Origin of the sequence: Streptomyces sp. NPDC089799 (assembly GCF_040684755.1) — a bacterium.
In the GTDB taxonomy this organism is placed as follows: Bacteria; Actinomycetota; Actinomycetes; order Streptomycetales; family Streptomycetaceae; genus Streptomyces.
In genome coordinates this window covers 20,489-34,211 of the sequence record NZ_JBFBGR010000040.1, presented here as the reverse complement: position 1 = coordinate 34,211, position 13,723 = coordinate 20,489, and the positions used below count along the sequence as shown (strand labels likewise).

Sequence of the window (13,723 nt, the reverse complement as noted above, 5' to 3'; positions counted from 1 at the left end):
CCGATGGCGCTGTCTGAGAGCGGACTGTCCTCGGCCGTCGCGGACCTCTCGGCCGAGGTGGCGGCCCTGCACGCCGACCGTGCGCGGCGCAGCCTCCTGGACCTGGCCGCCGGAATGCTCATGGGCCAGATGGGCGTGTCCGCCCCGCAGGCACGTGACCATCTCCTGGAGCTGGCCGTGTCGACCGGCCTCAGCGCCGTCGACCTGGCCGCCGACATCGTCAACTCCGCCGGGCCGGACTCCGACCGGACCGGCGCCCCGGACACCGCCGGGCCCGTCCCGGCCTCTTCCGCGGAGGCCCGTCGGATCCGCCGGGGAACCTCGCGCGTCCTGGTGTCCGAAACGGCCGCGGACGCGGCGGCGGGGCTGCTGGAGGGTGGCCTGCGGCAACTCGGCGCCAAAGCCGTCTACCTGTGGCGGCGTACCGAGACCGACTGCCTGGAGCTGGCCGGGCAGGCCGGTGCGAACCCGCTGGAGGCCGCCCACTGGCACTGGGTCCCGCCCGAGACCGGCGGTCCGCTGCACCGTGTGCTCACCGTGGGCGTACCCGCCTGGTTCCCCGAAGGCCCGGGAGCGGAAGGGCGGCTGCCGGGAAGTCCTCCCGAGGCGGCACGCGGACTGATCCCCCTCGGGCGCGCCGGTCAGCCCACGGGGCTGGCGCTGGTCGTCTGGCCGGGGCCCGTGCGCCTGGACGGATCGACACGGGACGCGATCGCGACCCTGTGCGCACCGGCCGACTACGCGCTGGACGACCCGGACACCGGCGTGGCCCTGCCGGCACGGCTGACCTCCGTGCTGGCCGAACTCATCCTGCCGGCCGCGCTGCTCCGCGTGGTGGACCCGGTCGGGGACGGTTCGTCGGGCGGCATGGCCCCGGTACACACCGTCGAGTACGTGAACCCGGCCGCGGTCCGCGCCCTCGGTCCGCTGCCGGACCCGGTCGGCCGGACGGCCGCCCAGGTCTTCCCGGTCGCGTACGAGGACCTTTCCGGGCTGATCGCCCTGGCCCAGGCCACCGGGGCCCCGCAGTACGCCCAGGCCCTGCCGGCGGCCGCCTCGGCCGGCACTCGCCCGACCGCCGCGCGGGGGGCCTCCGACCGGCAGCCGCCTGGGCCGGGGATGGCCGAGGTGCGGGTGCTGCCGCTGGGCCGCGGGCGCAGCGCGCTGCTGTGGCAGGCCGAGGACCTGCGCGGCCCGCCGGTCATCCGCGCGCTGGCGCGGCTGGACCGGCTGGCCGTCTTCGAGGACGACCTGGCCGGCGGCAGCAGCCGCTGGAGCGAACAGGCGTACTCGTTGTTCGGCCTCGATCCCGCGGGACCGGCCGTCCCGCTGCGGGCGCTGGGCCGCCGGCTGCACCCGGCGGACGCCGCCCTGCTGGACGGCCTGCTGGCCGGGCTCGCGGACCGGCACGAAGGCGGTCGGATCCTGGTCCGGGTGTTCCGGGCCGACGGCGGCGTGCGCCGGGTCCGGATCTCGGCCGAGCCGGTGCTCACCGGCAGCGTCCTGACGGGCGTCACCGGCGTCTACCAGGACCTGTCTGCGCAGCACCACACCGAGATGGCGCTCACTGCCACCTTCGACCAGCTCACCGCCGCGCACACCGAGGCGGAGCTGCGCAACCGGCTGGTGCTGGGGCTCCAGCAGGCCATCGTGCCCGAGGCTCCGGCCCTGGAGACCCCGCCCGGGCTGCGGGTCGCGGCCCGCTACCGGCCCGCGGCGACGGAGTACCGGGTCGGCGGCGACTGGTACGACGTCCAGTCACTGCCCGACGGGAAGGTGCTGGTGACGGTCGGGGACATCGCCGGGCACGGCATCGGGTCGGCCACCGCCATGATCGCCCTGCGCGGGGCGCTGCACGGCCTGGCCTTCACCGGGAACTCCCCCGGCCGGCTGATGGGATGGCTCAACGAGGTGGCCCTGGGCACGGCGGGTCAGCCCACGGCGACGGTCGTGTGCGCGCTGTTCGACCCGGCCGACCGGTCGCTGTGCTGGGCCAGCGCCGGGCATCCCCCGCTGCTGCTCCTGCGCGGTGCACGGGCCCGCTTCCTGGAGGCGGTGCAGGGCGGCATCCTGCTGGGCGCGCTCCCGGGCGCCGAGTACGAGGAGACCCCCACGCGTCTGCGGCCCGGGGACACGCTGCTGCTCTACACCGACGGGTTCGTCGAGCGGCGCCGCATCGGGCTGGACGAAAGCCTGGAGGCGCTGCGGAAGGCCGCCGAGCGGCTCCGGCCCGGGCCGGTGGAGGAGCTGGCGGACCGGCTGATGGCGGCGGCTCTCGGGGACACCGACGACGACACCAGCCTGGTGGTGGTGAGGGTCTCCTGAGGCGTTCGGGAAGGGCTCCCGGGAGGGCCCCGTTCAGGAGGGGTCCCTGTTCAGGACGGGGCCGCGCCGGACCCGCTCAACGCTGCGTCGACATCGGTGTGGACCGGGAAGACCTGGTCGGCACCGGTGACGCGGAACAGTCGGGCCGCCTGGTCGGGGACCTCGGCGAGTTCCACGCTGCCCCCGGTCGCGCGGGCGGCGAGCCGGGCCCGCAGGAGTACGTTCAGCCCCGTCGAGTCGCAGAACCGCAGCCCGGCGCAGTCCACCACCAACCGGGTCGGCCCGGCACCCGCCAGCGCGCCCTCCAGGGCCGCCCGCAGCGGGTCGGCGGTGTCGTAGTCGAGTTCGCCCGAGAGCGCAACGACGACGGCTCCCGTGACGGGCCGCACCTCCACCGCGAAGCGTTCGGTGCCGCACCCGTCCGGCTCCGGCCCGTCCCGCCCGGGCAGTGCGGCCTCCGCATCCCATCGCGATGTCATGGCAACCCTCCGTCCGCACCAGGGCCCGCTGCGTACGGTGCGCCTACCCTGCGACCCTCCGGCCATGCCACCCGGGCGGGCCCGGGAGGACGTGCCAACCGCCCACCCGACCCACCCGCTCACCCGAGTGCGGCGGCGTACGCGGCCACCCCCTCGGTCGTGGTGCCGGCCCAGCCGATGTGGCCGTCGGGGCGGATCAGGAACACCCCGTCCCCGTAGGCCTCGTAGGAGGGGATCCGTACGGTGCGGACGGCGGGGAGGACGCCGGACGGCGCGGATACGCCCGGGAGCGGATCGCCGGCGTCCGGGCCGGTGGCGCCGCCGACGGTGAGCAGGGTCCAGTGCGTGCCGCGGAACTCGTCGAAGAGCCGGATGCCGCCGCGGGTGCCGTCCGGTGCGCGGTCGCCGGCCCGCAGGGCTTCCTCGGGCAGTCCGGTACGGGTCTCCACCGCGAGCGCCGAGCCGCGGTATCCGATGCCGAGCTGCCGGGTGGCCGCGCCCCGCCGGGCCTCGCCGCGGTGGATGCGGGTGGACAGGCCGAGCATCTCGGCGGCGACGGGCAGCCGTTCCTCCTCGTAGGAGTCGAGCAGCGACTCCCGCGCTTGCCCGCGCAGTACGGCGGCCAGCTTCCAGCCCAGGTTGTAGGCGTCCTGGACGCTGGTGTTGAGGCCCTGCCCACCGGCGGGCGAGTGGACGTGCGCGCTGTCGCCGGCGAGGAAGACGCGGCCTTCCCGGAACCGGTCGGCCATGGCGGCCCGCGGCCGGAAGTCGGAGGCCCAGCGCACGTCCGTCACGTCATCGGGCGCGAGGTGCGAGCGGTCGGCGACCACCTTGCGGATCCCGTCCAGCGAGAGGTCCGGTTCGGTGCCCTCCGCGAACTGCGCCACCAGCTGGAAGTCGGCGGTGCCGGTGAGCGGGCAGATCGCGAGGAAGCCCGCGCCGTCGGCCGGCGGGAAGACGTGCCAGTGGTCTCGGTCCAGGCCGGTGATGCGGACGTCGGCGACCAGCATCGGGCTCGGGTCGACGGTCTCGCCGGTCATGCCGATGCCCAGGGCGCGCCGCACGGCCGACCGGCCGCCGTCCGCGGCCACGGCGTAGCGGGCGCGAACGGGCGCGCCGGCGGCGAACGTCGCCGTCACTCCGTCGGCGTCCTGCTCGATGCCCGTCAGCTCCCGGCCGAAGCGGACGCCGCCGCCCAGCTCCGCCAGCCGCGCGGCGAGGATCTCCTGGGTCCGCCACTGCGGCACCATCCACGGCCCCGGGTACGGCGCGGCCTCGCTCGGCTCCACGTCGTCGAACATCCGGTGCTCGCCGGCCCGGGTGCCGTTCTGCCAGATCATCCCGACGGGGTAGGGGGCACCGGCCGCGCGTACGGCGTCGTACACGCCGAGGTCGTCGAGCACCTCCAGCGTGCGGGGCTGCAGGCCCTTGCCGCGGGATCCGGGGAAGAGCGAACCGGCCCGCTCCACGACCAGGGCGTCCACCCCGTGCCGGGCCAGGTCGACGGCCAGCGCGAGACCGGTGGGGCCCGCGCCCACGATGAGCACGTCCGTGTGCTGTGCCTGTGCGTGCCGTGCCTGGGCGTGCTGTGCGTGCCGGGCGTGCACGTTGATGGTGTCCACGACAATCTCCTTAACGGCGTTAAGTGCGATGCCCCCTCAGCATGTGCTTAACGCTGTTAAACTGTCAAGCGTGGCAACCAGGAGAACCCCGAAGCTGGACAAGAAGCAGGCCGTCGACACCGCCCTGCGGCTGCTCAACGAGGTGGGCCTGGAGGGTCTGACCCTGCGCGCGATCGCCAGGGAGCTGGACGTCCAGGCACCGGCCCTCTACTGGCACTTCAAGAACAAGCAGGAGCTCCTGGACGAGATGGCCACGGAGATGTACCGGCGGATGGTCGCCGGACAGCGGATCGACCCCGGTGCCACCTGGCAGGAGCGGCTCACGGCCGCCAACACGGGCCTGCGCGCCGCCCTGCTCGGATACCGCGACGGCGCCAGGGTCTACAGCGGCTCCCGGTTCACCGGCACCGAGCACGCGGTCCAGCTGGAGGAGAACCTGCGCGCCTTCGTCGCGGCCGGCTTCGCCCTTCCCCAGGCCGTACGCGCCCTCACCACGGCCTACCTCTTCACCCTGGGCTTCGTCACCGAGGAACAGGGCGTCGAGCCCCTCCCGGGCGAGCGCCGCGACGGCTACGACGTCGACGAACGTGCCGCGCGCATGGCGGACTTCCCCCTCGCGGCCACCGCGGGCGCCGAACTCTTCCAGGACTTCGGCAAGGGCTTCGAGGAGGGCCTGAAGCTGCTCATCGCCGGCATCGAAACCGGCTACGGCATCCACTGAAGCCCCGGCCGGCCCCAGGAAGGACGACGCCCGTGTCCGCACCCGCCTCCCTGCCGAGCGTTCTGGCGGTGTACGCCCATCCCGACGACGAATCCCTCGTGGCGGGCGGAACGCTCGCCCGGCTCGCGGCGGCCGGTGCCCGAACCGCCGTCGTGACGGCGACCTGGGCGCCGGACAGCCCGCGTGCGGCCGAACTGGCCGACGCCCTGCGCATCCTCGGCGCGGGCGAACCCCGCATGCTCGGTTACGCCGACCTGCGGGTGCCCGGATCGGCTCCCGGGCGGGCGCGGTTCCGGGACGCCCCCCTCGACGAGACCGTGGAGGCCGTCGTCGCGCACATCCGGTCGTTCCGACCGGACATCGTGCTCTCCCACGACGCATCCGGATCGTCGGGGCACCCCGACCACGTCCACACCCACCGGGTCACGCTCCTGGCCGCACACGCGGCCGGGAACGGCGATCTCCATCCGGACGCCGGGCCGCCCTGGCAGCCGCGCGCCCTGTACCTCTCGGCGCATCCGCGGGAGGCGAGCAGCGAGCTCTCCGCCCTGCTCGCCGGAGCCGGGAAACGGCTGTACACCGTACCGGACCACCTGGCCACGGCCGTGGACGTGCACCCGTGGGTGGAGCGCAAGTGGGCCGCCGTCCTCGCGCACCGCTCGGAGGCCGCCCGGCACCCCTCGCTGCCGTCCCTGCTGGCCGGCCTGCCCGTAGCCGCCCGGGAGCGGATCCTGGGGACCGAGTGGTTCCTGAGGTTCGGCCTCGGGTCCGGAGGACCCCGGGTCAGTGGTCCCCGGGGCGCAGGACCAGGCTGACGAAGCCGAACGCGGCACGGTAGACGCGCAGCCACTCGTCCCGGTGGACGGTGGCCTCTTCGAGGGCCCGGGCGCTGTCCGGATGGGCGGGGTGGTCCAGGGCCCACTCGGCCAGTGAGCCCGTCCAGGCCCATTCGTAGGCGTCGAGTTCGCGGCGCGAGCTGATGTGGCCCTGGACCGGTACCCAGCCGTCGGCGGTGACGCGGTCCATGACGGTCGGCAGGTCGTCGAGGTCGCCGAGCAGTTCGGCGGCCTCGGTCGAGGGCTCCTCGGCCCAGAACGCGTCGCCGACGAGCACGCGTCCGCCGGGCGCCAGGTGCTTGCGGGCCGCCGCGAGCGTGGGCAGCAGCCCGCCGAGGGCGTGCGTGGAGCCCACGCAGAGGACCAGGTCGAAGGCATGGGCGGGAGCGAAGTCCGAGGCGTCCCGGTGGTGGAGGACCAGGCGGTCGCCGACCCCGAGCCGGGTCGCGGCCTCGCGGGCGCGCGCCAGTGCGGTGCCGGCGCGGTCGACGCCCTCGGCCAGCACGCCCGGGTCCGCGGTCAGGGCGCGCAGTAGCCACTCCCCGCCGCCGCAGCCGAGGTCGAGCACCCGCCGGGCGCCGCCCCGCAGGCCGCCCTCCAGCAGGTGGCGTACCGCCTCGTCGTCGACCGGGGCCGCGATCGGGTGGTGCGCATGGGCGAGTGCGGAGATCTCTTCACGTTTCACCAGCGGAGACTGACAGCCGCCCGCCGCGCCCGCATCCGAATTCCGCGGCCGCCTCGTCACCAGAGCCTGTCGGTCTCCCCCGGGTGGAGTGCGATGCGGCTGCCGTGGAACAGCGGCTCGGCCCGGCGGGCGGCGGGGCTGAAGAAGCCGGCCATCGTCACCTTGTCGAAGCCGGGCCGGTCGCTGGGGAACGGGTCCTCGGGCGTGCCGCCGATCAGTACGGCGCCGGGGAGCAGCTGCCAGCCCGCGCCCTCGTAGAAGGACCGCAGCGGGCGGTCACAGGTGAACAGCCCCAGGTCCAGGCCGCGCCCGCGCATCGACTCCCGGGCCGCCGCCACCAGACGGCGGCCATGGCCGCGGCCTCGGGCCTCCCGCCGCGCCACCACCGTGCTCAGCCCGCCGGCGGCGTAGCGGGCGCCCGCGTGGACGATCTCCTTGGAGAGGACGTCCAGCGCGGCCATCACCGTCCCGCCGTCCACCAGCAGCATCGACAGCGGCCGCAGCGCGGGGTCGTGGACCGGCGCGTCCGGCGGCGCCGCCTCCCCGGGCGGGGACGGCCACGCCTGCTCCTGGATCTCCCGCACCTGCGCGCGCAGTCCGGGCGGGGTGGCTTCTTCGGGGAACGAGAGGATCTCCACACGAGGATTCTGCCGGTCCGCAGGGAAGCCGGGTGCGCGGGTGCCCGATCCCGGGGTGGCCGGCCACCCGGTCCGCCGGGCGGCCGGTTGCCGGGCCGCCGGTGTGCCGGGCCGCCGGTGTGCCGGTGGCGGTCAGGTGATGCGGTACGTGGTGATCACGGCCGCGTGGTCGGAGGGCCACTCGTTGGCGGCGACGTCCGGCCAGGGGCTGATGCGTCCGTACGACAGGGCCGTGGAGTCGACGACGGTCAGCCGGGAGCCGGCGTGGAGGACGAAGTCGATGCGGTCCTGGGGCTCGGGGCGGCCACTGCCGTCCTCGTGCCGCGGGTGCACGGGGGACCAGGTGGTGCCGGGGGCGGCCACCGGGTCGGGGTGTGCCTCGCGGTAGGAGTCGCGCAGGCCGGCGCGTTCGGCCGCGCGGGAGACGGGCCAGTCCACCGGACCGTGGCCCTCGTGCAGTCCGGCCGCGGCGGTGGCCGTCGTCCAGTCCAGGTGCGAGGGGGCGTTGAAGTCCCCGGTGAGGATCACCGGGGTGCGGTCGGCGTCGGCCAGGCCGGGCCCCATCGCCGCGAGGACGTCCCCGATCTCGCGGACCCGCCCCGATTCCTCCTCGCGGGCGGCCAGTTCGGGTGCCCTGAGGCCGTCGAAGCAGGCGTCGTAGGGGCCGTACGGCGTGTAGTTGAGGTGGGCCGTCCACAGGACCAGGTCGTGCGCGGTGCCGTCGGCGTCCTCGCCGAGCCGGATGCGGGCGCCCGTCGCGCCGTAGAAGCCGACGTCGGGGTCACCGAGGGTGGCCGTGATGGGGTGCCGGCTGAGGATCGCGAGGTTCTCGCCGGCGGAGTGGTGGAACCAGCCGAGCGCGGCGGCCAGTTCGGGGCCGGCGTGCACCGCGGTCTCCTGGAGTCCGACGACGTCGGCGTTGGCGCCCAGGAGCACGGCCAGCTGCTTGTCGCGGTGGTCGTCGACGAAACCGCCGCCGAGCCACAGGTTCCAGCTCATCACCCGGACCCGGTCGAGCGGGGGCGCGTCCGCCCGCCGGACGGGGATGCGCACGGTGAGGCGGGCGGTGGCGCCGTGCGCGTCGACCGCCGTGATCTCCGCGACCGCCGCGGTGACCTCCGTGACCTGGATGCCCGCGTCCGTGGTCTCCGTGCCCGCCTCCGTGGTCTGCGCAACCGCGTCCGTGGTCTGCGTGACCGGCGTCGGAACGGCCCAGGGGGCGGTCTCCGGTACGCCGCTCAGCGTGCCGTCGGCGTGGACCGTGAGCCAGCGCGGGGCGTCGTCGCCCGCGGCGAAGGTGACGGGGAGGGTCGCACCCCGGACCAGCCCGGCGACGGTGGCCGTGAAGGGCCGGCCGATGCGGGCGGGGGCCGTGGTGAGCTCCGGGACGACGAACCGCGGCGCGGGCGCGTCCGCGACCAGGGCCCGCAGCCGTTCGGGGGTGGCCTGTTCGAGGGAGTCCAGCACGGTGCGGCCTGGGGCCGGATCGATCGGGACCGCCGAGGGCACGGCGAGGACCTGGCAGCCGGCCGCCTCGGCCGAGGCCACGCCCGTGGGGGTGTCCTCGACCGCCACGCAGGCGGCGGGCGCGACCCGCAGGGCACGGCAGGCGGCGAGGTAGGGGTCCGGGCTCGGCTTGGTGAGCGCGGTGTCGTCGGCGGTGACGGTGACCGTGAAACCGCCGTGTCCCGCCTCAGCCAGCGCCGCCACCACGGTGTCCGCGACCTCCCGCGGGGAGGCGGTGACCAGGGCGGTGGGGACGCCCTCGTCGTGCAGCGCGCCGAGGAGGGTCAGCGCGCCCGGCCGGGGGACGATCCGGGCGCGCACCCGCTCGGCGAAGGCCCGGTGCAGCTCCGCCGCGATCGGACCCGTGACGCCCCCGGTCCGCTCCGCCAGTACGCCGGCGGTGTGCTCGACGGGTCGGCCCAGCACGTCCGGCTGGTCGCTCGCTACGAGGACGTAGCCGAGTTCCGCGGCCACTTCCTCGACGGCGTCCCACCAGAGCTGCTCGGTGTCGACGAGCGTGCCGTCCATGTCGAAGAGGACGGCTTGCAGCGGAGTGGGGGCAGGGGCCTGAAACGGCGTCACGGGTTCTCTTTCCGAAGGCGGTTGGGAAGACGGTACGACGTCGTACCGCGGGCGCGCGGGGCGGGGTGGCGGCGCGAACCGGGTCAGGTCGTGCGCGGGGCGACCAGGACCGGACGGTCGGGCAGCGACAGGCGGACGGCAGTGCCCGCCGGCAGCGCGCCCGCCTCGTGCGCGGGCAGGTCGGCCTTGACCCGGGTGCCGTCCGCGAGGCCGACGGTGACCCGTACGGTCGCGCCCAGGAAGGAGGTGGCCAGCACCCGGGCGTCTCCCGTCGCCTCGGCGGCGACCCGGACCGACTCCGGGCGTACGAGCACGTCGACCGCGGTGGCGTCCCGGCCGGGCACCACGTCCGGATCGGGCACCGCGTCCGCCTCCGCCCGGGCACCGTCCACCGGAAGCCGCCGGCCGAGCACCCGGACGGTCGCACCGTCCGGGTGCAGCCGGCCCGGGATGCGGCTCATCGTGCCGACGAACTCGGCGACGAACGCCGTCGCGGGACGCGCGTACAGCTCGGCCGGTTCCGCGATCTGCTCCAGCCGCCCGGCGCGCATGACCGCCACCCGGTCGGCCATGGAGAGCGCCTCCTCCTGGTCGTGGGTGATGAACAGGGTGGTGATGCCCAGCTCCTGCTGGAGCCGGCGGATCTCCTCGCGCAGCGTCAGGCGCACCTTGGCGTCGAGGGCGGACAGCGGCTCGTCCAGCAGCAGGACGCGGGGCCGCAGGGCGAGGGCGCGGGCCAGGGCGATGCGCTGCTGCTGGCCGCCGGAGAGCTGGTGGGGGAAGCGGTCGCCCTTGTCGGCGAGGCCGACCAGGTCGAGCAGTTCGGCGGCCCGGGCACGCCGCTCTGCGGCGCGCACCTTGCGCATGCGCAGTCCGAACGCCACGTTGTCCAGGGCGTTCAGGTGCGGGAAGAGGCTGTACGACTGGAAGACCATGCCGGCGTCGCGGCGGTGGGCGGGGACGCCGGTGATGTCCTCGCCGTCGACGAGGATCTCGCCGGAGTCCGGGGTCTCGAAGCCCGCCAGCATGCGCAGGGCGGTGGTCTTGCCGCAGCCCGACGGGCCCAGCAGCGCCAGGAGTTCACCGGGGCGCACCGTCAGGTCGAGTCCGTCCAGGGCGGTGGTGGCGCCGAAGGACCGGCGCAGGCCGCGCAGTTCGACGGTGGCCGCGCCGGTCGCGGCGGTCGCGGCGGCGGGCCCGTGGGCCGGGGCGGCGGCCGGTGCGGCTGCGGCGTCCGGTGCGGACGAGGGGGCGGTGGGGCTCATGGGGGGTGTCATTTCCGGTCGGTGGTCGGGGACGGGGTGCGGCGGCCGCCGAGGCCGGCCAGGAGCAGGAGCAGCAGCCAGGTCACCAGCAGGCTCATCACGGAGACCGCCACCGACATCTGGGCCTGCGATCCGCTGATGTTCACGATCCAGACCGCGAACGGCCGGAAGCCGAGCAGCTGGGCCACGGTGAACTCGCCCAGGACCAAGGCCAGGGTGAGGAACGCGGCGTTGAGCAGGGCGCCGCGCAGGTTGGGCAGTACGGCGCGCAGCAGCGCGTGCGGCAGGCTCGCGCCGCAGCTGCGGGCCGCCTCGACGAGCGTGCGCACGTCCACGGCGCGCAGTCCCGCGTCCAGCGCCCGGTACACGAACGGCAGCGCCATCACGGTGTACGCGAGGACGAGGACGAAGGGGAAGTCGGGGTTCTGGACCGCGACGAAGGTCTGGAAGAGGGGGGTCCGGGAGAGGTGTTCGGGGCCCCACTTCAGGACGGTGCCGATGCCGGCGACGAAGGCGATGGGCGGCACGACCAGCGGCAGCGAGCAGACCACGTCGACCACGGCCCGCAGCCGCGCGTTCCCGGACAGCCGGAGCGCGAGGGTCGCGGGGAGCATCAGGAGCAGCACCAGCGCGATGGTGGCGGCGGCGAGTTCGAGGGAGAGCAGCAGGCTGGGCAGGAAGCCCTCGGTGCCCAGGACGCGGGCGTAGGCGTCGGCGGTCAGGCCCTGGCCGGGCACGTCGACGGTGAAGACCACCGAGGCGGCGAGCGGGACCAGGAAGTACAGCCCGGCCACGGCCAGGACGAGGGCCCGCCAGGGTGCCTCGGTCACGGTGGGTGCGGTCAGGCGAGCCATCGGGCGCTCCGTCGTTGCAGGGGCAGGTAGACCGCCATGACCAGGCCGGCGACGAGGACCATGTCGAGGCTGAGGGCGAGGGCCACGTTCTCCTGTCCGATGAGCACGTTGCCGGAGATCGCGTCGGCGATCTGGAGGGTCACCAGGGGCACCGAGCTGCCGACCATCGCGGCGGCGGTGGCGTACGCGGCGAAGGCGCTGCCGAAGAGCAGTACCAGGCCGCCGAGCAGGGAGGGTGCGAGGACGGGCAGGGCCACGTGCTGCCAGTACTGGCGGGCGGTGGCGCCGTTGTTGCGGGCGGCCTCGCGCCACTGGGTGCGCAGCCCGTCCAGGGCGGGCGTGATGGTGAGGACCATGAGGGGGACGAGGAAGTAGAGGTAGACCAGGACCAGGCCCCAGAAGCCGTAGAGGTTCCAGCCGGTGTCGGCCAGGCCCAGCTTCCGGGTCAGGACGCCGGAGTTGCCGAGGGTGGCGACGAAGGCGAAGGCGAGCGGGACGCCGCCGAAGTTGGCGAGGACGCCGGAGGCGGTGAGGACGGCTTCGCGCAGGGCCCGCAGCCGGGAGGTGACGACGGCCTGGGCGAGCAGCAGGCCGAGTACGGCGGCGAGCACGGCGGAGGTGGCGGACAGCTTCACGCTGCCGAGCAGGGCGGTGAGGTACGCGCCGTGCCAGGAGGCCGTCAGGTTGTCGAGGGTGTAGGCGGTGGCGCCGGTGGCCGGGTCCTTGACGGTGAACGCGCCGTCGAGCATGGCGGCGGCGGGGAGGCCGAAGGCCACCGCGGTGAAGACCAGGAGGGGGACGGTGGCGAGGGCGCCGCCGCCCCGGCGGGCCCGCCGCCGCCCGGTGCGGGCGGCGGGGGCGGCGGGCGCTGCGGGTGCAGCGGGGGCGGTGGGGGCGGTGGTCACGGGGGCCGCCGCCTCGCTGAGGGGTGTGGTCATGGCTTCTTCAGGTCGTTTCGGGTCAGCCGGAGACGGCCTTGCCCCAGCCCTGGGCCAGGACGCCCTTGGCCTTGGTCGACTGCGCCTCGGTGGGGAAGGCCGGGGTGCCGGAGACCACGGGGAGCTTCCCGGCGGCGTCCTTGTCCAGGGTTCCGGCCTTCTCCATGGCGGGCATGAGCACCGGGCGGGCGTAGCCCTTCAGCCACAGGTTCTGGCCCTCGGCGCTGTACAGCCACTCCTGCCACAGCCGGGCGGCGGCCGGGTGCGGGGCGTCCTTGTTCACGGCCTGCGCGTAGAACTGGGCGTACTTGCCGTCCTCGGGGACGGCGACCTTCCAGTCGACGCCCTTGCCCTTGAACTGCTCGGCGTAGCCGGCGTTCAGGTAGTCCCAGTCGATGCTGATCGGCGTCTCGCCGGTCTCGACGGTGGCCGGGGTGGACTCGACCGGGGTGAAGTTGCCGTTCTTCTTCAGCTGTCCGAAGAAGTCGATGCCGGGCTGGATGTCGTCCAGCGAACCGCCGCCGGCCAGGGCGGCCGCGTAGACGCCGCCGAAGGCGGAGCCGGACTTCGTCGGGTTGCCGTTGAGCGCCACCTGGCCCTTGTACTCGGGCTTGAGGAGGTCCTTGAAGGTGGTGGGGCAGTTCTTGACGCGCTTGGCGTCGCAGCCGATGGAGACGTAGCCGCCGTAGTCGTTGTACCAGCGGGCCTGGGCGTCCTTCTGGCCCTCGGGGATGTCGGCGTACGCGGCGACCTTGTACGGGGCGAACAGGCCCTGCTGGGCGCCGCTGACGGCGAAGGAGGTGCCCAGGTCGAGCACGTCGGGGGCGCGGTCCTGGCCCTTGCGGCCGGTGACCGCGTTGATCTCGTCCTGGCTGCTGCCGTCGGGGTTCTCGACCTCGACCTTGATGCCGTACTTCCGGGTGAAGCCGTCGATGAGGGCGCCGTAGTTGGCCCAGTCGCGGGGCAGCGCCATCGCGTGCAGCGCGCCCTCCTTCTTGGCCGCCGCGACGAGGGCGTCCATGCCCCCGAAGTCGGCGGCGGAGGTCGCGGTGGCCGCGTCCTTGCCGGTGGCGGTCTTGGCCGACGCCTTGTCGGGGGCGGCGCCGCAGGCGGTGAGGGTGAGGGCGGCGACGGCGGCGAGGCAGCCCGCGAGGGCAATGTTTCTCGGGTGTCTCGGCATGTACACGGTCTCTCCAGGGAGGCGGCGCGAGGGGGCGCGGCGGGGGAAGGGGAGGAACACCAGGGAATGCACCATTGAGCGGATTCGCGGAT

General features: G+C 74.8%; 12 protein-coding genes. 3 read left to right on the top strand and 9 right to left on the bottom strand.

Going from position 1 to position 13,723, the window contains the following annotated elements:
* The first annotated feature begins 3 nt into the window (after window positions 1-3).
* Complete coding sequence (locus AB0O36_RS31440) at window positions 4-2,325, top strand: SpoIIE family protein phosphatase (RefSeq protein WP_365116044.1); 2,322 nt, start codon at window positions 4-6, stop codon at window positions 2,323-2,325.
* Window positions 2,326-2,375: 50 nt separating this feature from the next.
* On the opposite strand, the gene AB0O36_RS31435 is transcribed toward AB0O36_RS31440, so the two are convergent.
* Complete coding sequence (locus AB0O36_RS31435; RefSeq protein ID WP_365116043.1) at window positions 2,376-2,804, bottom strand: STAS domain-containing protein; 429 nt, start codon at window positions 2,802-2,804, stop codon at window positions 2,376-2,378.
* A 119-nt stretch (window positions 2,805-2,923) separates the two neighbouring features.
* Window positions 2,924-4,417 (bottom strand): FAD-dependent oxidoreductase, encoded by a 1,494-nt coding sequence (locus tag AB0O36_RS31430; protein ID WP_365116089.1) that lies wholly within the window; start codon window positions 4,415-4,417, stop codon window positions 2,924-2,926.
* Between the two features lie 79 nt (window positions 4,418-4,496).
* Here AB0O36_RS31430 and AB0O36_RS31425 point away from each other — a divergent pair, with 79 nt between their 5' ends.
* Window positions 4,497-5,147, top strand: a complete 651-nt coding sequence (locus AB0O36_RS31425) for a TetR/AcrR family transcriptional regulator C-terminal domain-containing protein (RefSeq protein ID WP_365116042.1) — start codon at window positions 4,497-4,499, stop codon at window positions 5,145-5,147.
* 32 nt (window positions 5,148-5,179) lie between these two features.
* A complete protein-coding gene (locus tag AB0O36_RS31420; protein ID WP_365116041.1) occupies window positions 5,180-5,962 on the top strand; it encodes a PIG-L family deacetylase in 783 nt (260 codons plus the stop codon).
* Here the strand turns inward: AB0O36_RS31420 and AB0O36_RS31415 are convergent.
* From AB0O36_RS31415 to AB0O36_RS31385, 7 genes are all read right to left on the bottom strand, one after another.
* Window positions 5,931-6,668 carry a class I SAM-dependent methyltransferase gene (locus AB0O36_RS31415; RefSeq protein WP_365116039.1) on the bottom strand — a complete coding sequence of 246 codons (738 nt, stop codon included), beginning with the start codon at window positions 6,666-6,668 and terminating at the stop codon, window positions 5,931-5,933. The genes AB0O36_RS31420 and AB0O36_RS31415 overlap by 32 nt on opposite strands.
* Window positions 6,669-6,724: 56 nt before the next feature.
* Complete coding sequence (locus AB0O36_RS31410) at window positions 6,725-7,306, bottom strand: GNAT family N-acetyltransferase (protein WP_365116038.1); 582 nt, start codon at window positions 7,304-7,306, stop codon at window positions 6,725-6,727.
* A 132-nt stretch (window positions 7,307-7,438) separates the two neighbouring features.
* Entirely contained in the window at window positions 7,439-9,394 is a 1,956-nt protein-coding gene (locus tag AB0O36_RS31405) for an HAD-IA family hydrolase (RefSeq protein WP_365116037.1), read from the bottom strand.
* Window positions 9,395-9,477: 83 nt separating this feature from the next.
* Window positions 9,478-10,659, bottom strand: coding sequence for an ABC transporter ATP-binding protein (locus AB0O36_RS31400; RefSeq protein WP_365116035.1), 1,182 nt, complete (start codon window positions 10,657-10,659; stop codon window positions 9,478-9,480).
* An 8-nt stretch (window positions 10,660-10,667) separates the two neighbouring features.
* Window positions 10,668-11,513, bottom strand: coding sequence for an ABC transporter permease subunit (locus AB0O36_RS31395; protein WP_365116034.1), 846 nt, complete (start codon window positions 11,511-11,513; stop codon window positions 10,668-10,670).
* Window positions 11,501-12,451, bottom strand: a complete 951-nt coding sequence (locus AB0O36_RS31390; protein ID WP_365116033.1) for an ABC transporter permease subunit — start codon at window positions 12,449-12,451, stop codon at window positions 11,501-11,503. Before AB0O36_RS31390 ends, AB0O36_RS31395 begins: the two co-directional genes overlap by 13 nt.
* Window positions 12,452-12,473: 22 nt before the next feature.
* On the bottom strand, window positions 12,474-13,631 hold the full coding sequence (locus tag AB0O36_RS31385) for an extracellular solute-binding protein (RefSeq protein ID WP_365116032.1): 1,158 nt from the start codon (window positions 13,629-13,631) through the stop codon (window positions 12,474-12,476).
* Window positions 13,632-13,723 lie beyond the last annotated feature (92 nt).

Excerpts from the sequence above, each read along its gene's own strand:
- AB0O36_RS31440 (WP_365116044.1), top strand. The coding sequence starts at position 4 with ATGGCGCTGTCTGAGAGCGGACTGTCCTCGGCCGTCGCGGACCTCTCG.
- AB0O36_RS31395 (WP_365116034.1), bottom strand. The coding sequence starts at position 11,513 with ATGGCTCGCCTGACCGCACCCACCGTGACCGAGGCACCCTGGCGGGCC.
- AB0O36_RS31385 (WP_365116032.1), bottom strand. The coding sequence starts at position 13,631 with ATGCCGAGACACCCGAGAAACATTGCCCTCGCGGGCTGCCTCGCCGCC.
- AB0O36_RS31390 (WP_365116033.1), bottom strand. The coding sequence starts at position 12,451 with ATGACCACACCCCTCAGCGAGGCGGCGGCCCCCGTGACCACCGCCCCC.
- AB0O36_RS31400 (WP_365116035.1), bottom strand. The coding sequence starts at position 10,659 with ATGAGCCCCACCGCCCCCTCGTCCGCACCGGACGCCGCAGCCGCACCG.
- AB0O36_RS31435 (WP_365116043.1), bottom strand. The coding sequence starts at position 2,804 with ATGACATCGCGATGGGATGCGGAGGCCGCACTGCCCGGGCGGGACGGG.